Raw genomic sequence first — 20,006 nt, 5'->3', positions numbered from 1 at the left:
CACGCCCAGGTCAGGGCAGGGAACATATGGGACAGCGGTCGCCGCAGGTCGTGGCCGGGGTCGATGGTGAGGGAGCGCGGTCATGGCGGACGGCACGGAGAGCCAGGTCTCGGACGGTTCGAGCGCAGACAGCCCTCAGGGAACGCATACGCACCACCCGAACGTCGACCCAGGACGCGTCGCCCGTATCGTGGCGGCGCTGCGGACGGCGCACGCGGAACAAGCGGCGAGCGCCACGGCGGCAGCCGCTCCCGCGGTGCCCCCGACGGTGTCCACCGCAGGCACGGGAGACACGGCGGACACCGCGGAGATCCTGGACCCGCCCGCGCCCCGCCGTGAGACCAGCGGCGTCCGGCCGGCCAAGCCGCCGGTACCCACCCTGCGCTGGAACCCTGGGTCCCGCTACCGCGCGTCGCGCCTCGCGAACCGTGCCGCGCTGCAGGCGCCGCCGGCTCCCTCTGCCGGGCCCGGCCCCGTGCACGCGCCCGTTCCCCCGGCCCCACCGGCCCCTCCTACCGCGCACGGCGCGGTGGTGGGGGGCGCGGTCCCGGGCCCCGTCCCGGCACCACCGGCACTCGCCGGACGTCTCTACCGGGGTCCGGCTCGGCGGACCGGCGTGTTCGAGCGCGAGATCTGGTATCCCGTGGCCCAGTCCTCGCGCGTTCCGCGCGAGGTCGGCGAGGCGCTCGTCGCCGCGGTGGAGCGCTACCGCAAGGGCTCGATCTCCACGTCGGGCCTCGTCCGTGCGATCGGCAAGGCGCACGCCGCCTGACGGAGCTCCGGCCGGCCTGAGCCCGGCGAGGCCCAGTCCTTCCTGGGCAGGTCGTCGGGCTGTTCCTGCGCGTCCCGAAGGGTTTTCACATCGTGGCAAATCATTTGCCTGCCGGGGAGCAGTTCGTCCGCGTAGACCCTTGTACCGACCGGGTGCAACGGGGGAACATTCGTTGCACGAACGAGCGAACCGCGGGGTTCGTCAAGCGAGTGCACCACGCGCTACGTCCTGTCGCCCTCTCCATGAGGGGCGCCGAACGAGGCACCTGGCGACCAGGACGAGGGAGGCAGGTCCGGCAATGCGACGTCGGGTGAGGTCGTCCCTCGGCGTGCTCGGCGTGGTCGGGCTCCTCAGCGGCTGCACGACCGACGCGGGCGCCGCCAGCATCACCGCACCCGAGAAGTACGGCACGGTCGAGCAGCTGGTCGCCGACGCCGACGTCGTCGCAGTGGTGCAGGCGGGCGACGCCAGCGTCGACGTCGTCGACCGGGTGCCGTACACCCGCACCGAGCTCCAGCTGCGCGAGGTGCTGCTCGGCGCGGTGGCGAAGAACGCAGGCCTCGCCGTCACCCAGGTCGGGTCCACGTCGTCACCGCCAGGAGCCGGCCTGTCGGCGGTCCTGGAGGAGGGTCAGGAGTACGTGGTCGTCCTGCACCGTACCGAGGCGGGGGAGTTCGAGGTGGTCGGCCCCGGCGTGTGGCGGGCGGACACGCTCGGAGCCAGCCTGACCCTGCACGCGGCGACGCTGGCCTGTGTCCCCGCGGCCATCCCGCAGGTGACCACGCCCGGGGAGCTCGAGGTGCAGCTCGGCGAGGCCGGGGAAGCCCTCGGCACCAGCGTGATCGGCCGGTCCTGACCCGTACCCGAACCGTTCTGGCGAGGAACTCGATCGCCGCCGGGTAGGCGTCCTTTCGGTTCGCACGCTTGGCCAGGCCGTGGCCCTCGTCGTCGTACACCCGCAGCTCGTGCCGGATACCCCGGTCCGCGAGTACCCCCTGGCTATCGGCCGGATCGAGAGGACCGCGTCAGCGAGAGCATGCGCCCGACGGCCCGGAGAAGTGACCGGAGCTCGGCGCGGTTGGGGCGGACGCCCAGCCGGGCGTACAGCATCACGTTGCCGTACTCGGCCATGCGCACGATCTTGCCGTCGGTGACTTCGAACCGAGTCAGGTAGGTGTTGCGATAGGGCGCGCCGGTGCGGGCGACGACCATGTCACCGGTGCCGAGGAAGAAGACCTCGCGACCGTCGGGGCTGACGGTCCACCGGTGGTCGCGCCAGACCAGCGGGTCGAACTTGTCGAAGATTCCCCTGGTGTACCCGAGCACCTCTTCCCGGCCACTCACATCTGCGACGCAGAGTCCCCTGCGACGGCTGGCGATGATGTCCGCGACACCCTGGTCGCTGGTCACCGCGTTCGAGTGCATGAAGAGCTGCTCGGCGTCGTCCCTGAGGGTGTCCTCGACGGCGTCGATGTCCTTCGCCTCGACGGCCCGGATGAATTCCTTGGCAGTCTCCAGCGTCGAGCGGGTGGTCGCTGTACCGGTCATGTCTTCTCCGATGGTCCTGGTGCCGCGGGAAGCGGTACACCATCGAGGATGCAAGGCTCCGCGACATGGAGGAATGCCGCGCTGAAACTAGTACTGCCAGGGTCACCACGGAGGAGGGAGGTGTCCGTCCTGGGGAAGAATGGGCCCATGGCGAGCAATGATCGGAGCGGTCTGGCGCACTACTTGAGACAGCGCAGGGCGGCGATGACGCCGCCGGACCTGCACGGTCAGCCCAGAAGTTCCCGGCGGCGCGTGTCAGGGCTTCGCAGGCAGGAGATGGCCGATCTGACGGGGATCTCCGTGGAGTACTACACCCGTCTGGAACAGGGCAAAGCTCCTCGACCGTCGCGTGAGATCCTCACGGCTCTGGCGCAAGGCTTCGCTCTGACCGGGCCGGAGCGCGGCCACCTGTTCCGGCTGGGAGGCGAGTCTCCGCCTGAACTACCCACCCCCGGCTCGGTCGTCCGCCCGGGCCTGCTGCGGATGCTCGAGGGACTGGACGAGACGATGCCGGTCACCGTCCATGACGGTCGGCTCGACCTCCTGGCCCGCAACAAGCGCGCAGCCGAGCTGCTGCCGCCCGCCGACGGGACCGGGCCCTTCGCGCGCAACCTCGCATACCAGGCTTTCGCGACCACCGTACTCACCGACCTGCTCGGTGACAGTGCTGAGCAGTTCCTGCGCGTCGCGGCCGCTGAGCTGCGCACCGCGCTGAGCCGATACCCCGAGGACGACTACCTCCGCAGCATGCTCGCGGAGCTCACCGCTACCAGCCCGGTCTTCCGCGACTACTGGGAGCGCGGCGAGGTCATCGCGTCGCGGTCGGCGACCAAACAGCTGCACCACTCCACCTACGGCCGGGTCAGCTTCGACATCGAGCTCCTGCACGACCCGGACCGAGACCACTGGGTCATGCTCTACACACCCCGCGACGACGCCTGATCTCGGCCACATCGGGCGCCCGGAAGAGGGAGCCGTGCTGACTCAGGGTTGTCACAACCGCAGCATCGCCACTGTCTCGCGCGGCCGACCCGAGCGACGGGTCTACCGCCGGGACCCGAACTGCTCGACGTAGTGCGGGTTGTACATCACCCCGAGCACGTTGCCGAACGGGTCCACCACCGAGGCGGTGACGAAACCGAGGTCACCGCGCGCGGTGACGGGCTGGAACTCGGTGGCGCCCAGCTCCAGCAGGCGCGCCACCATGCCCTCCAGGTCGTCGACGTGCCAGTACATCAGTGCCCCTCCCGGCTCGGCGGGCAGACCCGGCGGCGCGAACGCACGGCTCACGAGGCCGAGCTCGGCCTCGTTGTCACCGATCCGGAACTCGGCGTAGGCAGGTGCACCGTCCGGGCCGGGACGCTGGAAGTACGGCTCGACACCGAGCAGCTCGGTGTACCAGGCGGCGGCCGCGGCGACGTCGTCGGCCCAGTAGTTGATGGTGGCGAATCCTCGAAGGTTCATCAGGCCATCACAGCACCACCCACTGACACTGCGGCGCCCCGGGGCATCCCGGGGCGCCGGCACCGCATCAGCCGCCCGACATCTCGGTAGGCACCTCGCGGCTCGACCGGTCGGCCGCCGTCGTCCCGGCTGCCGCCAACGCCTCCCGCAGCCCGGCCGCCGTTCCCTCAGCCTGCGACTGCGCGGCCAGAGCGACCACGCGCGCACGCTCGGACTCGGCAGCCTGCGCCCGGGCCGACTCCAACCCCTCACGCAGTGTGGAAAGCTCGCCCTCGAGCCGGGCGACCGACGCATCCGCGGCGGAGCGGGCGGCCTCTGCCGTCGCGCGGTCCCGGTGGGCCTGACCGGCGTCGGACCGCGCGGCCTCGAGCGCCGCCCGAACATCGGCAAGGGACTCCCGCAGCCCGACGGCGGCGCCCTCCGCCTGCGCGCGGGCCGCCTCCGCGTCGGACCGTGCGCGCTCGGCAGTCGCCGTGGCGGTCCGTTCCTGAGCGAGCTCGCCCCGCGCGGCGTCGAGCGCCTGCCGCCTGGCGGCCAGGTCGGCCTCCAGGCGGGCCGACGCCGCCACGGCGTCCGCCCGTTCCTTCTCCGCGGCGGCGCGCTCTTCCTCCGCGGACCGTGCGTACTCGCGCGCCGTCTCGAGGACCGCGCGGAACTGCGCGAGCTCCGCGTCCGCCTCGTCCACGCGCGCGGCCAGGGCGTCCGCCTCACCGACGACGGCGGTCAGCGCCTCGTCCTGCGCGGCGGTGGCGGCCTCGTGCTCGGCCCGCGCCACCTCGACCGCGGCGCCCCACAGGGCGTCGAGGCCACGGTCCACCAGCGCCGTGACGGCGGGGGGCAGGTCCGGGAGCGCCTGTCGGGCCTCGTCCTCCGCAGCCGTCGTGTCTCGCCACTCACGCAGGTACCTCGTCGCCGCGGCGTTGGAGCAGCCGGCGCGCTCGCGCACGTTCGTCACCGTGACCGCCGCACCCTCAGCCGTCAGCGCCTCGGCAGCCTGGAAGACCCGTTCCTTGTCCCGCACGTTGTTCCCCGATCAGTCGGTCATCGTCGATCGTCGTCGTACCGCTCGTAGGAGTCCTAGTAGTCGCGCAATACTACTCCTACTTGGTACTCCACAAAGTACGCACCCGCTTTCCTGAAGCGGGTGCGTAGAGGTGGAGAGATCGGCTAAATGATGCGGATTCTGCGCGATCGGGGTGCCCTTGAGTGGGCTGCGAAGAGCATATGGTGAGCATCAACTGCACGGGTGCGACGGCGTCGGGCGGCGCCCTCGCCTCACCTGCTGGTCGAAGAACCGGTCCCCGTCCGCCCGCTCGAACCAGGCCCGGTTCTCCCGGAGCTACGCGAAGTGACAAGTAGTTCTCTGTGCCGGATCTGGGGTGTGGTCGTCAGCGTTTTTGATCTTCCGGGCTCAACGGGACGCAGGTCGACGTGTGGTTCGAGCCCGGCGTTTCCCCGGGCGCCGCCGGTCTTCTGCCGGAAACCTCCTGGCAGCCACCCGTGCTGGAGTCCAGAACCTGATGTGGAGGTCCAGGTACAGGAGCTCTGGCCGAGATCGCGAGGCCCGGTTCCTATGCTCCACCGTCCAGGCCAGATGTATCGGCGGTCAGGCCGGCGCTGACCAGCCAGATGTGTTCGCAGGTCGAGGATGCCCTTTCCAAGCTCTCGCGGGGCTCCTGCGAGGCGTGGTAGAAGGTCCGCTCGACCATCCAGCACAGGGCTCGCGCCATCGCCGACGCTTGTTCCGGTTCGCTGCCAGCCTGGATGCCGGCTCGTTCCAGGACAGCGGTGATCGCTGTGCTGAACAAGTCAGCTGTACGGCTCCACAGCTCGCCGATCTCCGGCACGGTCCGTGACAGATCGATCGCCGTGCGCATGACCAGGCCATGCTCGTTCCACAGCTCGACCGTGCGCCGCATGGCTGCCTCGATGGCCTGGCGCGGCTCATCGGCCTGCGCGGTGACCCTGGACCGCTCCCACAGGTGCTCGACCGTCCGGGCCACGAGCGCCGTGACCACCTCTTGCTTGGAACCGAAGTAGAAGTACAGGGCGCCGCGTGTGATACCGGCGCCCTGGGCGATGTCGCCGACGGTCATGGCGTCGTAACCCTTCTGCGCCAGCAGAGCTTCGCAGGTGTCCAGAATGGCCCGCTCCCGGACATCGCCCTTGCGTTCGGTGCTGCGTCGGCTTCGCGTGGGGTGGTGGCCGGGCATCAGAACTGAGCGCCCTCCGCGAAGTCGGTCGTACGGGAGAGCGTCTCCCATGCGCGGATGTCCTCGTCCACGGCCGTGCGCGCGGCGGTGACCAGTCGCAGCGCATCCGAGCCCAGGACGAGGTGGGCCGGCGGCTGGTCTACTGACGTGATGTGCACGACGGCGTCCCCGGCCTTGGCCGGGTTGCCCAGTTGGTTCCCGCTTGCCTTCTGCCTCGCTTCGCGGATGGGGGTGAACAGCTCGTCGTAGTCGTCGACGGACTGCGCGGCGCGCGTCATGGACCGTCCGGCCCAGTCGGTGCGGAAGGAGCCGGGCTCGATCGCCGTCACGTGGATCCCGAACTGCGCGACCTCCTTGCCCAGCGCCTCAAGAATGCCTTCCAGCGCGAACTTGCTGCCGCAGTAGGCGGACATGCCGGGCACGGCCATGAGCCCACCCATGGAGGTGACGGCCATCAGGTGTCCGCGGCGGCGCCGGCGCATGTGGGGCAGTGCTGCCCGCAGGGTGGCCACCGCCCCGAATACGTTGACCTCGAACTGCCGCCGCACCTCGGCCAGCGGCGTCTCCTCGAAGGTGCCCTCCAGGCCGTAGCCGGCGTTGGCGATGACGACGTCCAAAGCTCCGACGCTCTGCTCCACCTCTGTGATCACGCTCGAGACGGCGTCGCCGTCCGTCACGTCCAGGATGCGGCCGTGAGCGTGCCCGGGTTCGAGCTCTTCGAAGGCCCGCAGGTCCTTCTCTGAGCGGACCGTACCGACGACGGTGTGCCCTGCGGCAAGGGCCGATTGGGCGAAGGCACGTCCGAGGCCCGTGCTGACGCCGGTGATGAGCCACTTCTGTTCCTGCATCGTTCCTCCAGCTAGGACCTGGAAGGAGCCTGGTCGCTCCCTCACCTCAAATTCTACACGGCGTCGATTTTGCTCATCGCCATGCAGATTCTGGCGGCACGTTACGGCTCCGCCAACCACCCCACGGCGATGCTCGACCGGCGGGCGATCAAGGACCTGGCCCGCCCGGGCGCCGCGCCTCCCCCGGGCGGGGGAGGCGATTCACCTGGTCAGGGGAGGTCCGCCCGCTGGGGCGACGACACGCTGGACCCATGCGAACCTCGACGAGAACCCCTGGAACGCCCGGCTCCGCGCTCACCCGCGCCGGAGGGATCCTGATGATCCTGATCGCCGTGGTGCACGTCGTCTTCACCAACGGCCCTCACTGGCCCGACTGGCTCGCGGGAGAATTGCGGGACGGCAGCGCGAGCGCCGACTCCGTGGCCTTCTTCTGGGCGCAGCCGGGCGGGTTCGCGGCTGTCGTGCTGCTGCTGGGCCTCCTCACCGTACGGACCGCGAACCAGGGCGAGCGGCTGCCTACCTACGTCGGCTGGACGATGCTGGCCTGGATCGGTTTCTGCGTCTTTCTGCTGGGCCCTGCGAGCGGGTTCACCTTCGCGCTGGTCCCGGCCGTGCTGCTGGTGGCCGCCGACGTGCGGGCTCGTAGGGCGAGCTCCGGCGCACCTGCGGCCGTTCAGCCGCGGCGGTAGGTCGTTCTGTACCGGATCCTTCTCGGCCGCGACCGCGAAGGTGGACAGGAGCGTCGCGGCGGCGAGGCTGCCCCAGAGGGCGACCGGGCCAAGGGGTGCGAGCGCCGTGATGACCGCAGGGGAGACGGCGAGGCCGAACCCCGTGGAGATCTGGAACCGCGCGAGGGCGCGTCCCAGGACATGCGCCGGGACGAGGGCGGTGACGAGCGCGGTGGCGCTGCCTGCATAGACGATCTCGCCGAGGGTGCAGACCACGGAGACCGCGACGACGGCGGGGGCCGCCCAGCCGTCCCCCAGCGAGGCGGCCACGAGGAAACCGAGGTAGGACGCGGTGAGCACCACGCCGGCGAGAGCCAGCACGGCTCGCCGGGAGTAGCGGGACAGCAGGACGGTGACCGGAACCTGCAGCGTGATCACCAGCACCGTGTTGGCCACGAAGATGGCTCCCGACCATACGGGGGACGCGTCCAGCTGGGTCACCAGGATCAGGGGGAGCGCGATCTCGGGGACGTTGAGGCAGAAGGCGTAGACCACGTTGGCGGCCAGCAGCACGCGCATCCGGGGTGGCGGTCCGTCGTTCCCACCCCTGGCCTGGCCGGCGGCCGGATCGGCGCGCAGGCGGACGGACCACGCCAAGGCCGCAGCGGTGAGGTAGGCGAGCCCGGTGGCGAATGCCAGCACCTGTAGTGCGATGGCGCCGCCCGCCAGGCATACGGTGGCGATCAGGGCGCCCATGCCCAGGCCGGCGTTGCGCAGGGCACGGCCTGCTGCGAGAGCGGCGTCACGTTCCCGGCCGTGGGCGACCGTGGCCACGAGCGCCGCGTGGGCGGCCGGCCAGGCCTGGTTGCCGATGCCGAGGAAGAGCACCGCCGTCGCGAACAGCCAGGTGTGTCCCGGCGGGGTGGCCAGCAGCAGGGCCACGCCCAGCACCCGCACCAGCATCGACGCCGCCACGACCGTGCTGCGTGCGCCCCGGTCCAGCCATCGGCCGACCACGGGCATGCACACAAGACCCACGACGATGCCGACCGTCATGGCGATGCCGGTGGCCGGCGCGGACAGTCTCAGCACCGTCACCCCGTAGATGAGCAGAAAGGGCCGCATCAGACCGGTGCCGAGCGCGTCCACGGCCAGAGCGGTGGCGTAGCGCGGGCCGCCGGACGCGCGGACGAGGTCGCGGAGCCGGACCTTGGTGGTGGTTGCCATGGCGCCAACGGTGCGGTCGACGGCCGGGGCCGGGCACGTCGGTTGACGGACTTCGTCAATCGGCGCCGTCACCGGCCGTGCGGTCGGTGATGATGAGGGCGTGACGTTGAGGATCGACATCAGCGGCCTGCCGTCCGAGCGGCTGCGGTTCGCCGCTTCCCCGCTGGCCGAGCTGACCGCGATGCTGCACGTGCTGGCCGAACCCGGGCATCATCCGCGACTCGCCGGCTGGGCAGGGGACGTCTGGGCCGGGCTGCGGCCGGAGCTGGCCGAGCGGTTGCGGGAGGCGGAGTTCCTCTGGCGTTCCTCACGAGCCGATTTCCTGGTCCCCGCGCGTCCCCGGCCGACCCTCGTCGAGGAGCTGGACGACGTGGACCGGATCGACGACGAGACGTATGTGACGTCCGCGCTCGTTACCACGTGCGGCAGCAACCGGGTCCACTTCGCCGCGCCGTCGCCGCTCGCCGACGCGACTGCGCGCGAGCGGGCCCTTGACCTGGCCCAGGCTCGCGGCCCGCTGCAAGAGGCCTTCGCAGAACGGCTGCTCGCAGATCCAGCCGCCGTGCGGGCACGGGTGCGCAGCACCCTCGAACAGTGCGCCGACGCCTTCTTCGATGCCGCCTGGACGAGCGTCGCCGTGCAGCTCGCCACCGACCTGCGCCTGAAGAACGACCTGTTGAAGCGCCAGGGCACCGGGGCGGCACTCGCATCGGTCTCCGACGTGGTCACCCTGGCACCCGACGGCGACAGCATCATCGTGGACCAGCTGCAGGACAACGCGACCGCCGCCCACAGCACCGGGCTCACCTTCCTCCCCAGCGTCTTCGGGCGCCCGCACCTGACGGTGGTCCACGCGGCCGGGTGGCAGCCGGTGGTGCAGTACCCTGTGGCCGAGGCAGGTCCGGCAGAGGCGGTATCGCTGGAAACTGTCACGCTCCGGCTGGGGGCACTCGCGCATCCGGTACGGCTACGGCTGCTGCGTACCCTGGCCCGCGGCCCGCACACCACCGGCGAGCTGGCCCACGCCTGGGAGCTTTCACCTCCGGAGGTATCCCGCCACCTCGCCGTCCTGCGCCACGCCGGGCTGCTCACGGCCCGGCGGCGCGGTCGCTACGTCCACTACGCCCTCGACCGGTCCGCGATGACGACGCTGGGCGGGGACCTGCTCTCCGCCGTGCTGCGCTGAAGGACTTCGGCGCTAGTGGGAACCCGGATCACCGGGCCGAGCTGGGGTTCTCGCGATGGTTGGCGGTGAAGCGCGCCTTCTTCTGCCGGTTCCCGCACGTGTTCATGTCACACCATCTGCGCGTGCGGCTCCGGCTGGTGTCGAAGAAGGCGGCCTGGCAGGTCGGTGACGCACACAGGGCCAACCTTCCGTCTCGTTCGCCCGCGATGACGCTGATCGCGTCGGCGGCGATCACGCCGAGGGCATCCTCCACGGGGGAGGCCGAGCCGAGCTGCCATCGCCGCTCACCCTCGGGTGTCAGAGCTGCCGCGGCCCGACCCTGAGCGCTGCGGTCATTGATGACGTGGAGCGCGGATGCAGGGAGAGCGTCCTGGATCGCGGCCGCTGTCGCTGCGGCATGGATCGACTCCCTCAGCTCTCGAGCGAGGTCGAGCTGAGCGGTGGTGCAGGAGTCCACGGCGAGGCCGTACTCCGCCAGCCAGTCGATGAGCCGCTGCGGCGTGGGGATGCGCTCCACGGCGTCGCCGCGCCGCTCCGTCAGAGTCCCCGTGAAGCTGGTCGCCAGCACGCTACCGAGGCGGAAGTCAGGGAATCCAGCGTGCATGGAACCACCATAGACGGTTGCGGCGTGACCCGGAGAACTGTTAGAACCGTCATAGCCGGTTCGCAACGGTCGCAGCCGGATCCACGATGGCCAGGAGGTCTCATGCCCAGTCCAACCAGCGACGTGCACGCATTCGAAGCTCACGCACCGGACGCCGACCTCGACGAGCTGCGCGCACGACTGGCCACGGCGCGGCTACCGGAGGCAGAGACGGTCTATCGCGCCGCACCCGACCCGCGCCGGTGGGAACAGGGCGTTCCGCTCGCCGACCTCGTGGACGTCGTGAACTACTGGCGCACCGGGTACGACTGGCGGCCGTTCGAAGATCGCCTCAACCAGATCGGTCAGTTCCGCACGACCATCGACGGTCTGGGAATCCACTTCCTGCACCGCCGGTCCGCGCGCACTGATGCCACTCCTCTGATCTTGACGCACGGCTGGCCTGACAGCATCGCTCGGTTCATCGATGTCGTGGACGAGCTGGCCGACCCGAAGGATCCCGACGCGCCGGCGTTCCACGTCGTGGTCCCGTCGCTGCCGGGCTTTGGTTACAGCGACCGGCCGGCCACCACCGGGTGGGGGACCGAGAAGATCGCGGCCGCATGGGTGGAGCTGATGGGACGGCTCGGCTACGGCAGGTTCGTGGCCCACGGCGGCGACTGGGGAGGCAATATCACCACGGTTCTCGGCGGCAGGTTCCCGGCGCACGTTCTCGGCATCCACACCACCTTCGCGGAGGCGCCACCTGGGACGACGACGGACGGGCTGACGACGGTCGAGCGCAGGTGGGTCGAGGAGACCCGCGGCTTCTGGGGCAAGCGCGCGGCGTACGCGAAGCAGCAGGCGACGCGGCCGCAGACCATCGGCTACTCGCTCGTCGACTCGCCGGTCGGGCTCCTCGCCTGGATCCTCGACAAGTTCGCCGAGTGGTCGGACACCGAGGACGGCCCGTTCGAGACGATCTCCAGGGACCGCATCCTTGACGACGTGACCCTGTACTGGCTGACGCGGACCGGCGCATCGGCCGCCCGCATCTACTACGAGAGCCACAGCTCGCTCGATCCCGAGCTCCGGGTCGACGTCCCGTCGGCGCTCACCATGTATCCGCGCGACGTCGAGAAGTGCCCGCGCCCCTTGGCGCAGGAGCGGTACCGACAGATCGTTCGCTGGAGGACGCCCGAGGCCGGCGGGCACTTCCCGTCGCTGGAGGTTCCCGAGTATTTCGTCAGAGACCTACAAGAGGGCCTCGGGGCAGTGCTGGCCGCACATCGGTGAACGCGGCTGGGCAGGGCTCCGGCCGTGTGCATATTGCCTGGACACACCCTTCGAGCAACGGTCAGGGTTGCCGGCATGCAGCAGGAGGAAGTCTGGGACGCTGATGTCGCCCAGCACTACGACACGCCCGAGTCAGGGATGTTCGCGCCGGAGGTACTGGGCCCGGCTGTGGAACGTCTCGCGCACCTGGCGGGGGAGGGACCGGCGCTCGAGCTCGCCATCGGGACCGGCCGGGTGGCCGTCCCGCTCGCCGCGCGAGGGGTTCCGGTCGTCGGCATCGAGCTGTCACCGCCGATGGTGGAACAGCTGCGCACCAAGGTCGACGAGGCGACGATCCCCGTGGTCATCGGTGACATGGCGACCACAGAGGCTCCCGGCAGGTACGCCCTGGTCTACATCGTCTACAACGCGATCTCGATGCTGCTCACCCAGGCCGAGCAGGTCGCGTGCTTCCGCAACGCCGCGCGTCACCTCGAGCCCGGCGGCCGGTTCGTGGTCGAGCTCTGGGTGCCGGACCTGCGCAAGCTGCCCCCGGGCCAGTCGGCCACCGTCTTTCAGTCCGAACCCGGCTACATCGGGCTGGACACCGTCGACGTCCTGCGCCAGCACGTCGTGTCGCATCACTTCCGGTTCGACGAGGGCAAGCAGGCAGAGCTGTTCCGCAGCCCGCACCGCTATGTCTGGCCCACAGAGCTCGACCTGATGGCCCAGCTGGCCGGACTCGAGCTGGAGACCAGGCACGCGGACTGGGCCGGCGCGGAGTTCACCGCCGAGTCACGCTCGCACGTCTCCGTCTACCGGATCCCGCCGACGCGGTAGCCCCCGGCGCCCCGTCCGTCAGCACCTGGACGTCCACGGGCGGGACGCTCACGACCGCCAGGCTCCCGCGGCCGCGGCTCGCACGACGTAGTCCTCGAAGCCGCGCGGCGCGCGCCCCAGCACGGTCTCGACGCCGTCCGTCGGCTCGGCCATCAGACCGCGCTCCATCAGCACGAACATGGCGGCGACGTTGCGGGCGTCGTCGTCGGCCCAGCCCTCCTCGACGAGCGCCGCGGTGTACTCGGCGGGGGAGACCTGCCGGTAGGTGATCGGCAGCCCGGAGGAGCGTGAGATCAGGTCGACGGCCTCAGGGAAGGTCAGGGCGCGCGGACCGGTCAGCTCGTAGGTCCGCCCGGCATGCCGTCCCGGCTCGGTCAGCACCGCGGCTGCGACGTCAGCCACGTCCTCCAGGTCGATGAACGGCTCAGGGACCGTGCCGGCCGGGAGCGCCAGCTCACCGGAGACCAACGGGGCGTGGAAGAGGGCCTCGTCGAAGTTCTGGTCGAAGTTCGACGGCCGCAGCACCGTCCACTCGAGCGCCGAGCCGCGCACGGCGTCCTCGGCCGAGCGCATGTCGAGCCCGAACGCGGAGTCGCCCCAGGTGTCAGCACCGCGACCGGACAGCAGGACCAGACGCCGCACGCCGGCAGCCTCGGCCCGCGTCACGAGCTCGTGGGCCGGCCCAGGTACGGGCGGCGGCACCACGTAGACGGTGGCGACGTTCCGCAGCACCGCGTCCCAGCCGCTGGGGTCGGACCAGTCGAAGCGCACGCGGCTGGATCGCGACGCGGTGCGCACGTCCGTGCCGCGGAGTCGCAGCCGGGCGGCGACCCGTCGGCCGGTCTTGCCGGTGGCGCCGAGGACGAGGGTGGTGTCGTTGCTCATGTCAGCGATTCAACGCCGTCCGCTCGGACGAATCCATGGGTAGAAGACCGGATTGCCTGTGTCATCGTCTAATCTCGGTGGGATGGACGCGTTCAGTGACCTGATCCGGGGAGTCCGGGCCCACGGCTCGTTGTTCGGCACCTCGACCCTGTCCCCACCATGGGCCCTGCACTTCGTGGACGGCGCGCCGCTGACCCTGTGCACGGTCTTCGGTGGCGACGGGTGGATCGTGCCGGAGCACGGGCCCGCCGTGCCGCTGCGCGCCGGCGAGACGATCGTCGTCCGCGGCCCGGAGACCTTCACCTTCGTCGACGAGGTCGGCACCACGGCCGAGCCGGTCGCGTGCGGCGAGGACTGCGCGACGCCCGAGCAGGGCGGGACCCGGCACCGGCTCGGCTGGCACGACCCCGACCCCGCCTGTGGAGCGGGTGTGGACCAGGGAGCGGCAGCTGACCCCGCCCGCCGCGGCACGACCACCCTGATCGTCGGCGCCTACCCGGTGCGCGGCGAGATCAGCCGGCGGCTGCTGGACGCTCTGCCGGTCGTGCTGCGCGTGGGCGCCGGAGGCAGCGGGGACGCCGTGCTGGAACACCTCGCGGCGGAGGCCGCCGTCGACACCCCGGGCCAGCAGGTGGTGCTCGACCGGCTGCTGGACTGGATGCTGGTCTGCACGCTGCGCGAGTGGTTCGACCGGCCCGGCGGGGAGCCTCCGCCCTGGTGGGCCGCCCAGCGGGACCCCGTGGTCGGCGACGCGCTGCGGCTGCTGCACGCGGAGCCGGCGGCACCCTGGACCGTACGAGCGCTGGCCGACCGGACCGGCGTCTCGCGTTCCACCCTGGCGAAGCGGTTCGCCGACCATGTCGGCGAACCGCCGCTGACCTACCTGACCCGGTGGCGGATGACGCTCGCGGCGGACCTGCTGACCGAGCGCGACACGGCGACCGTCGCCGAGGTCGCCCACGCCGTCGGCTACTCCGACGCGTTCGCCTTCAGCGCCGCGTTCAAACGCACCAGGGGCATCAGCCCGAGTGCCTGGGCCACCCGGACGTCCGGCCCGGTGCCTGCTCCTGCCGGACGTCCTTGACGAACACGATCCCGTCGGCCTCCGCCAGGTGGGCCGGGTCCAGCGGTGCGTACCCGAACCAGGGGGACACGCGGGCCGCGAGCGGCGTCTCGCCGAGCAGCTCGGCGAGCCGCGGGGCGTCGAGGACGCAGGTGTCCTCCCCGAGCGCGGACAGCAGCCCTTCCACGGTGTCCGACGGCGGGGCGTCCACACCCTGGTGCTGGATCGTGCCGAGAGCCGTGGCCAGGTAGCCGTACTCCGCGCCGAGCCGGGTGCTGACGAGCGCGCCGGCTCCCCACCACTCCAGCAGCGGGTGGTCCCACATGCGCATCGTGCTCCTGCCGCGCTGCAGGTGGCCGTTCTGCGCGTTGACGAGCGTCGGGCCCCGGTCCCCGACGGCGAGCAGGTTGGCGGCGATCATCGAGTCCCGCACGCCGAGCAGCCACGTCATGCGGCCCGGTCCGGTGTCGGCCATCCAGAAGTGGTACCGCAGCAGGCCGGCGGCAGTGCGCCCGTACAGGCGCGCCCGGTCCCACTCGTCCGGGGACGACGTCCTGACCAGGTGCGGCGCCTGCGCGTCGAGCAGCGCCGCCAGATCGTCCGCGAGCAGGCGGAGCTCCCTGGCCCCGGCGGACCGTCCAACGGACCGTGCGGGGTCCATCATCGCGGCGGGTTCGGTCCACCGGTCGTCGGCGCCGAGCAGGCTGTCGAGCACCTCGGCGGTGCAGGGCAGCAGGTGCGCGTCGAGCCGGGCGGAGAGGTACCCGTGGAGCGCGGTGAGGACCAGCCGGGGGCTCGCGGCGCCGGTGATCTCCAGCGGGCCGTCGACACCGGCGAACCGGAGCCGGTCGTGCGTGGGCCGGCCCTCGTTGTAGGCGCGCATCCAGCGCACGAGCTCGCGGTTGGCAGGGAAGGCGCCCCACTCGTGGCTGAACCCGCGCTCCATGACGTCGTCGAGCCCGAGGTCGGGGGCGTCGGCGGTGACGTAGTCGTCCACCACGAGGCCGGCCAGGCAGTCGCTCTCGAGGGCGATCGTGCGGTAGCCCTCCTGCTCGACGAGCTGCCGAAAGAGCTCGTTGCGCAGGTCGAGCAGAGTGCCCTCGCCGTGGGTGGGTTCGCCCAGTGCCAGCAGCCGTGGCCGGTGCGGGAGCAGCCGCAGCACCGCTGCGGCGTCGACGGGATGGGTCAGGTCCTTGATCTCGGTCACCATTCCCTCCACGGTATCGTTGAAGCCCCGGTTGAGACCTGGCCGCGATCCAGCCAGGAGATAGGTGGATCGACGGTGCCAGACCTTCAAGACGACCTGCGGCTCCGGCCGATCGACCTGGCCCGCGAGCACGGCTTGTCCACGCAGGCGATCAGGAACTACGAGGACGCCGGCATCCTCCCGGCCGCCGTCCGCACGGCCAAGGGCTACCGCACCTACACGTCGTCGCACGCGCGGGCGCTGCGTGCGTTCCTCGCCCTCGCGCCCGGCCACGGTCACCGGACGGCGACGGCGATCATGCGGGCGGTCAACGAGGGCGCGCCGGAGGAGGCGTTCCGGCTCGTCGACGAGAGTCACGCCCAGCTTCTCGACGACCGGCGGACCCTGCGTGCCGTGGCAGATGCCCTCCGGGACCTGGAGGCGTCGTCGAGCACCGGGACCGTCACGGGGACTTTCACGGGGACCGGGCCGGCGGTACGACGGGCGTCCCGGCGCAGCGCAGCGCCGACGTCGGAGCCAGTGCCCCGTGAGACCTTCATCGGCCCGCTGGCTGCGCGGCTCGGCCTGCGGCCCGCGACGCTGCGCACCTGGGAACGGGTGGGCCTCGTGCACCCGCGGCGCGACCAGCGCACCGGGTACCGGGTCTACGACGAAGCCGCTGTGCGGGACGCCGAGCTGGCCCACCAGCTCCGCCGCGGCGGGTACCTCCTGGAACAGATCGCGCCGCTGATCGCCCAGGTGCGGTCCGCCGGCGGCCTCGGACCGCTGGAGGCGACGCTGCAGGGCTGGACCGGCCGGCTGACCGCACGCGGGCGGGCGCTGCTGGCCGGGGCGGCCGCCCTGGAGGCCTACCTCGGGAGCACGGACGAACGGGAGCATGGCTGAGCAGGGGCCCTGACGAGCCGTCAGGCCGGGGGACGACTCCCGTGGGATCGCAGCCGTGCCGCCTGCTTGATGAGGTGGTTGCGCTCGGCCGAGCTGGTGGCCCGGTCCGCGGCGACCGTGTAGTGCCGGATCGCCTCGGCGGTCTCGTCGGCTCGTTCGTAGAGGTGGGCCGCCACGGCGTCCCACCGTGCGAGCCCGGGGTCGATGCCGTTCAGCACGGCCAGTCCCGCGCGGGGTCCGTCGACCTGTCCGACGGCGACCGCGCGGTTGAGCGCGACGACCGGGTTGTCCGTGAGGCGGGCGAGCTCGTCGTACCACTGAAGGATCTGCGACCAGTCGGTCTCCTGTGCGGTGGGGGCGTCGTCGTGCAGGGCGGCGATGGCGGCCTGTGCCTGGTACTGCCCGAGCCGGTCGCGGGCGAGGGCGTCCTGCAGGACGTCGACGCCCTCGGCCACCATGTCCGTGTCCCACCGTGACCGGTCCTGCTGGTCCAGCGGCACCAGCTCGCCCGAGGCGGTGCGCCGGGCGTCCCGGCGGGCGTGGTGCAGCAGCATCAGTGCGAGGAGCCCGGCGATCTCCGGGCCTGCCGTGCCTGCGGAGGCCGACGTCGCGGCCGCGAGCTGGCGGGTCAGCCGGATCGCCTCACCGGCGAGCGAGATCTCGCCGGTGAATCCCTCGTTGAAGATCAGGTACAGCACGTGGAGCACCGCCCCGACGTCGCCGGGGGTGTCGAACCGCTCGCCGGTGATCGTGCGCTTGGCTCGGGAGATCCGCTGGGCCATGGTGGCCTCGGGCACCAGGAACGCGCGTGCGATCTGCGCGGTGGTGAGCCCGCCGACGGCCCGCAGCGTCAGGGCGACCGCCGACGCCGGGCTCAGCGCCGGATGACAGCAGCGGCTCAGCAGGAGCAGGGTGTCGTCCGACTGCTCGGCAGGTCCGGGCGGGGGTTCGTCGTGGACCCGTTCCTCCCGCCGTCGTCGGGCTGCCTCGGAGCGCTGCGCGTCGATCAGCTTGCGGCCGGCGACGCGCAGGAGCCACGCCTTCGGGTCGTCGGGAGGATCGTCGGGCCAGTGGTGCACCGCCTCGATGAGGGACTCCTGCACTGCGTCCTCGGCCGTCGCGAAATCTGCTCCGCGACGGACGAGGGCGCCCAGGACCTGCGGCGCGAGGGTCCGCATCAGGTCGTTCACCGCGTCGTGGTCCACACCAGACCCTCGTTCGTGCTCGTCCCGCGCTCGGTCACTCGGCCGTGGCCCCCGGGTCGGCCAGGAACGGACGGACCTCCAGCCACTCGTGGATCGGGCGTCCACCCGCACCGGGCGCCGCGGACAGCTCGGCCGCCGCCTCGTAGGCCCGTTCCTGGGACTCGACGTCGATGATCATCCAGCCCGCGATCAGGTCCTTGGTCTCCGCGAACGGTCCGTCCGTCACGGGCGGCCGGCCCGCACCGTCGTACCGGACGAAGGTGCCCTCGGGCGAGAGCGCGTCACCGCTGACGTACTCACCGCTCTCGGTCAGCTTCTCGGCGAACCGGCCCATGTACTCGATGTGTGCCGTGATCTCGTCGGGCGTCCACTGGTCCATCATCGCCTCGGTGCCGGGCACGGGCTTCGGTCCGCTGTGCCGGTAGTGCTTCAGCAGCAGGTACTTCGCCATGATTCTCTCCCTGGGTCGGGGGCCCCGCACGAGGCCCCGGGTCGTGGACGCGGTTCGCGCCCTCGACCCTAGGACGGAGCCGGTCTCACGTTCTCGACATCAGGATCCGTGATCCGCCGAAAAAATATCGGACGAGGGCCCCAGCTCGTCGTCAGCCCACGGCCACGGCCCGCGGGGTACCGATCGCGATGACCTCCGCGGTGCCGCTCACCGTGGCGTCGGACCTGCCGTTCGACGGGTCACCGTGAGCAGGTCCCCCGACGACGGCGGACGCCTGGAACGCCGCGCTCATCGTGTCGCCCAGCGCGTCGAGGTCGTCCTCGAACAGGCCCGCGTAGGTCGACAGGGTCAGCACCGGCGACTCGTGGCCCAGCATGCGCTGCACCGCCTTGACCGTCGCCCCGCCCGAGATCGCGAGCGACGCGGCCGTGTGCCGCAGGTCGTGCAGGGTGAGCGTGTCGAAGTCCTCGGCACCCGGCCCGAGCGTGGTCCCCGACAGCGCGGCGAGCAGCCGGGTGCGGCTGACCTTGTCGCCGCGGGTCATCCTTGGCACCGTCCCGCGCTCCCCGGGGGCGCCGGGTCCGTCCCGGCGGGCGCGGTCCGCGGTGATCACCAGAGCCCAGGTCGCCGGGTCGCAGACGCCCGTCGGCGCGAGCCCGCCGTCGGACTGCAGACGCCGGACCGCGGCGACCACACCGTCGTCGTACAGGCCGGAGGCCCGCAGCATCAGGGCCTCCCGCAGCGTGCGGACGGCCCGGCCGGCGGCCAGGACGGCCGGCCGGAACGCGGACCGGTCGAAGCTCTCGCGCCGCAGGGGCCCGCCGCGCGTCCCGGTGAACAGCAGGTCCGCGGGCGTCCGGCCGGCCGCCTGCTCCGCCACCGCCGCGACGAGGGCCCCGGGCAGTGGCACCTCGCGCCGGGCGTGGGTCTTGGTGTCGCCGAGCAGGAGCGTGCCGTCGTCGAGCCGGGTGTACGCCTTGGTGACGCGCACCCGGCGGCGCAGCGGGTCGACGTCAGCCACGGTCAGCGCGCTGACCTCGCCCCAGCGCAGGCCGGTCAGCGCGGTGAGCAGGACGAGCGTGCGGGCCTGCCTCGACCGCGCGGCGTCCGCGACGCGCCGCAGCTGCTCGTGGGAGAGATAACGGTGCGGCTTCGTCTTCGGCGCGCGCGGCAGGGCCGGCACCTTGCCCGACGGCGTCCGCGCCGGGTTGGTGCGCAGGCGCCGCGCGTCGACCGCGGCGTCGAGCAGGGCCACCAGGAGGCGGGCCGCGTCCCGGCGCCGGGCCGGCGACGCGGTCTCGCCGGTCGTCGGGGAGGTCATCGTCGCCGCCCAGCGGGCGACGTCCTCGTGCGTGACCTGCCGCAGCGGGCGACCGCCGAACGCCGGCGCGACCAGGGAACGGAACCGCTCGTGCTCCGCCTCGATGGTGCGGGGCGCCCGGTCCACGCGGGACTCCTGCCAGATCGCGAACCACTCGGCGACGGTGACCCGGCCGGTGGCGGGGTCGACCCACTCGGCGTGCTTGCCGGCCTCCTCCTGCCGCCGGGCCTCCGCGAGCGCCTCCCGCTTCGCGGTGAAGCGGCGGGTGCTGCGCAGGCGCCCGTCGACGCGGAACCGGCCGATGTAGCCGGTGCGGCCGTCGGAGTCGGTGCGCTGCTCGGTGTACGCCACGAGGCGAGGGTATC

General features: G+C 71.8%; 20 protein-coding genes and 1 pseudogene. 9 read left to right on the top strand and 12 right to left on the bottom strand.

The genetic code is table 11. The features are described from left to right. Nucleotides 1-82 precede the first annotated feature (82 nt). Nucleotides 83-772, top strand: a complete 690-nt coding sequence (locus APR04_RS04255; protein WP_253868156.1) for a hypothetical protein — start codon at nt 83-85, stop codon at nt 770-772. Nucleotides 773-1,082: 310 nt separating this feature from the next. Then, nucleotides 1,083-1,628, top strand: coding sequence for a hypothetical protein (locus tag APR04_RS04250; RefSeq protein ID WP_253868155.1), 546 nt, complete (start codon nt 1,083-1,085; stop codon nt 1,626-1,628). Between the two features lie 143 nt (nt 1,629-1,771). On the opposite strand, the gene APR04_RS04245 is transcribed toward APR04_RS04250, so the two are convergent. Then, nucleotides 1,772-2,320: a nuclear transport factor 2 family protein gene (locus APR04_RS04245; protein WP_253868154.1), complete on the bottom strand. Its 549-nt coding sequence runs from the start codon at nt 2,318-2,320 to the stop codon at nt 1,772-1,774. 147 nt (nt 2,321-2,467) lie between these two features. Between APR04_RS04245 and APR04_RS04240 the strand changes: the two genes are divergently transcribed. Further along, nucleotides 2,468-3,262, top strand: a complete 795-nt coding sequence (locus tag APR04_RS04240) for a helix-turn-helix transcriptional regulator (protein WP_253868153.1) — start codon at nt 2,468-2,470, stop codon at nt 3,260-3,262. A gap of 102 nt (nt 3,263-3,364) precedes the next feature. On the opposite strand, the gene APR04_RS04235 is transcribed toward APR04_RS04240, so the two are convergent. The 4 genes from APR04_RS04235 to APR04_RS04220 all read right to left on the bottom strand — a co-directional run bounded on the left by APR04_RS04235 (nt 3,365) and on the right by APR04_RS04220 (nt 6,845). Then, nucleotides 3,365-3,784, bottom strand: coding sequence for a VOC family protein (locus APR04_RS04235; protein ID WP_253868152.1), 420 nt, complete (start codon nt 3,782-3,784; stop codon nt 3,365-3,367). Nucleotides 3,785-3,851: 67 nt separating this feature from the next. Further along, nucleotides 3,852-4,805, bottom strand: coding sequence for a DNA-binding protein (locus tag APR04_RS04230; protein WP_253868151.1), 954 nt, complete (start codon nt 4,803-4,805; stop codon nt 3,852-3,854). A gap of 550 nt (nt 4,806-5,355) precedes the next feature. Further along, complete coding sequence (locus tag APR04_RS04225; RefSeq protein WP_301312087.1) at nt 5,356-5,997, bottom strand: TetR/AcrR family transcriptional regulator; 642 nt, start codon at nt 5,995-5,997, stop codon at nt 5,356-5,358. Beyond that, a complete protein-coding gene (locus APR04_RS04220) occupies nt 5,997-6,845 on the bottom strand; it encodes an oxidoreductase (protein ID WP_253868149.1) in 849 nt (282 codons plus the stop codon). Before APR04_RS04220 ends, APR04_RS04225 begins: the two co-directional genes overlap by 1 nt. A gap of 251 nt (nt 6,846-7,096) precedes the next feature. Here APR04_RS04220 and APR04_RS31245 point away from each other — a divergent pair, with 251 nt between their 5' ends. Then, the gene (locus APR04_RS31245) at nt 7,097-7,534 is read left to right on the top strand and encodes a DUF6463 family protein (protein ID WP_372496067.1); all 438 of its coding nucleotides are present in this window, start codon (nt 7,097-7,099) and stop codon (nt 7,532-7,534) included. Nucleotides 7,535-7,567: 33 nt separating this feature from the next. Here the strand turns inward: APR04_RS31245 and APR04_RS04215 are convergent. After that, nucleotides 7,568-8,740 (bottom strand): annotated as a pseudogene (locus tag APR04_RS04215) (MFS transporter); the annotation flags it as partial. Nucleotides 8,741-8,840: 100 nt separating this feature from the next. Between APR04_RS04215 and APR04_RS04210 the strand changes: the two are divergent. After that, the gene (locus tag APR04_RS04210) at nt 8,841-9,926 is read left to right on the top strand and encodes a DUF5937 family protein (protein WP_253868147.1); all 1,086 of its coding nucleotides are present in this window, start codon (nt 8,841-8,843) and stop codon (nt 9,924-9,926) included. 28 nt (nt 9,927-9,954) lie between these two features. Here the strand turns inward: APR04_RS04210 and APR04_RS04205 are convergent, their stop codons facing one another. After that, the gene (locus APR04_RS04205) at nt 9,955-10,530 is read right to left on the bottom strand and encodes a CGNR zinc finger domain-containing protein (RefSeq protein WP_253868146.1); all 576 of its coding nucleotides are present in this window, start codon (nt 10,528-10,530) and stop codon (nt 9,955-9,957) included. Nucleotides 10,531-10,632: 102 nt separating this feature from the next. Between APR04_RS04205 and APR04_RS04200 the strand changes: the two genes are divergently transcribed. Further along, a complete protein-coding gene (locus APR04_RS04200) occupies nt 10,633-11,805 on the top strand; it encodes an epoxide hydrolase family protein (RefSeq protein ID WP_253868145.1) in 1,173 nt (390 codons plus the stop codon). A gap of 75 nt (nt 11,806-11,880) precedes the next feature. After that, nucleotides 11,881-12,624 (top strand): class I SAM-dependent DNA methyltransferase, encoded by a 744-nt coding sequence (locus APR04_RS04195; protein WP_253868144.1) that lies wholly within the window; start codon nt 11,881-11,883, stop codon nt 12,622-12,624. Nucleotides 12,625-12,672: 48 nt separating this feature from the next. Here APR04_RS04195 and APR04_RS04190 read toward each other — a convergent pair whose 3' ends face one another. Continuing rightward, nucleotides 12,673-13,509, bottom strand: a complete 837-nt coding sequence (locus APR04_RS04190; RefSeq protein ID WP_253868143.1) for an NAD(P)H-binding protein — start codon at nt 13,507-13,509, stop codon at nt 12,673-12,675. 82 nt (nt 13,510-13,591) lie between these two features. On the opposite strand from APR04_RS04190, the gene APR04_RS04185 reads away from it, so the two are divergent. After that, a complete protein-coding gene (locus tag APR04_RS04185) occupies nt 13,592-14,593 on the top strand; it encodes an AraC family transcriptional regulator (protein ID WP_253868142.1) in 1,002 nt (333 codons plus the stop codon). Here the strand turns inward: APR04_RS04185 and APR04_RS04180 are convergent. Then, nucleotides 14,529-15,782: an erythromycin esterase family protein gene (locus APR04_RS04180; RefSeq protein ID WP_253868141.1), complete on the bottom strand. Its 1,254-nt coding sequence runs from the start codon at nt 15,780-15,782 to the stop codon at nt 14,529-14,531. The two genes, APR04_RS04185 and APR04_RS04180, sit on opposite strands and share 65 nt — an antisense overlap. 72 nt (nt 15,783-15,854) lie before the next feature. On the opposite strand from APR04_RS04180, the gene APR04_RS04175 reads away from it, so the two are divergent. Continuing rightward, a complete protein-coding gene (locus tag APR04_RS04175; RefSeq protein WP_253868140.1) occupies nt 15,855-16,664 on the top strand; it encodes a MerR family transcriptional regulator in 810 nt (269 codons plus the stop codon). A 20-nt stretch (nt 16,665-16,684) separates the two neighbouring features. Here APR04_RS04175 and APR04_RS04170 read toward each other — a convergent pair whose 3' ends face one another. The 3 genes from APR04_RS04170 to APR04_RS04160 form a co-directional block, all read right to left on the bottom strand. Beyond that, nucleotides 16,685-17,869: an RNA polymerase sigma factor gene (locus APR04_RS04170; protein WP_253868139.1), complete on the bottom strand. Its 1,185-nt coding sequence runs from the start codon at nt 17,867-17,869 to the stop codon at nt 16,685-16,687. Between the two features lie 34 nt (nt 17,870-17,903). Further along, nucleotides 17,904-18,320 carry a YciI family protein gene (locus tag APR04_RS04165; RefSeq protein ID WP_253868138.1) on the bottom strand — a complete coding sequence of 139 codons (417 nt, stop codon included), beginning with the start codon at nt 18,318-18,320 and terminating at the stop codon, nt 17,904-17,906. Between the two features lie 151 nt (nt 18,321-18,471). After that, entirely contained in the window at nt 18,472-19,992 is a 1,521-nt protein-coding gene (locus APR04_RS04160; protein WP_253868137.1) for a tyrosine-type recombinase/integrase, read from the bottom strand. Nucleotides 19,993-20,006: the final 14 nt, after the last annotated feature.

Source organism: Promicromonospora umidemergens (genome assembly GCF_024171995.1).
Classification (GTDB): Bacteria; Actinomycetota; Actinomycetes; order Actinomycetales; family Cellulomonadaceae; genus Promicromonospora; species Promicromonospora umidemergens.
Note: the sequence above shows the minus strand (reverse complement) of the source record. Positions and strands in the feature narration are given on the sequence as shown.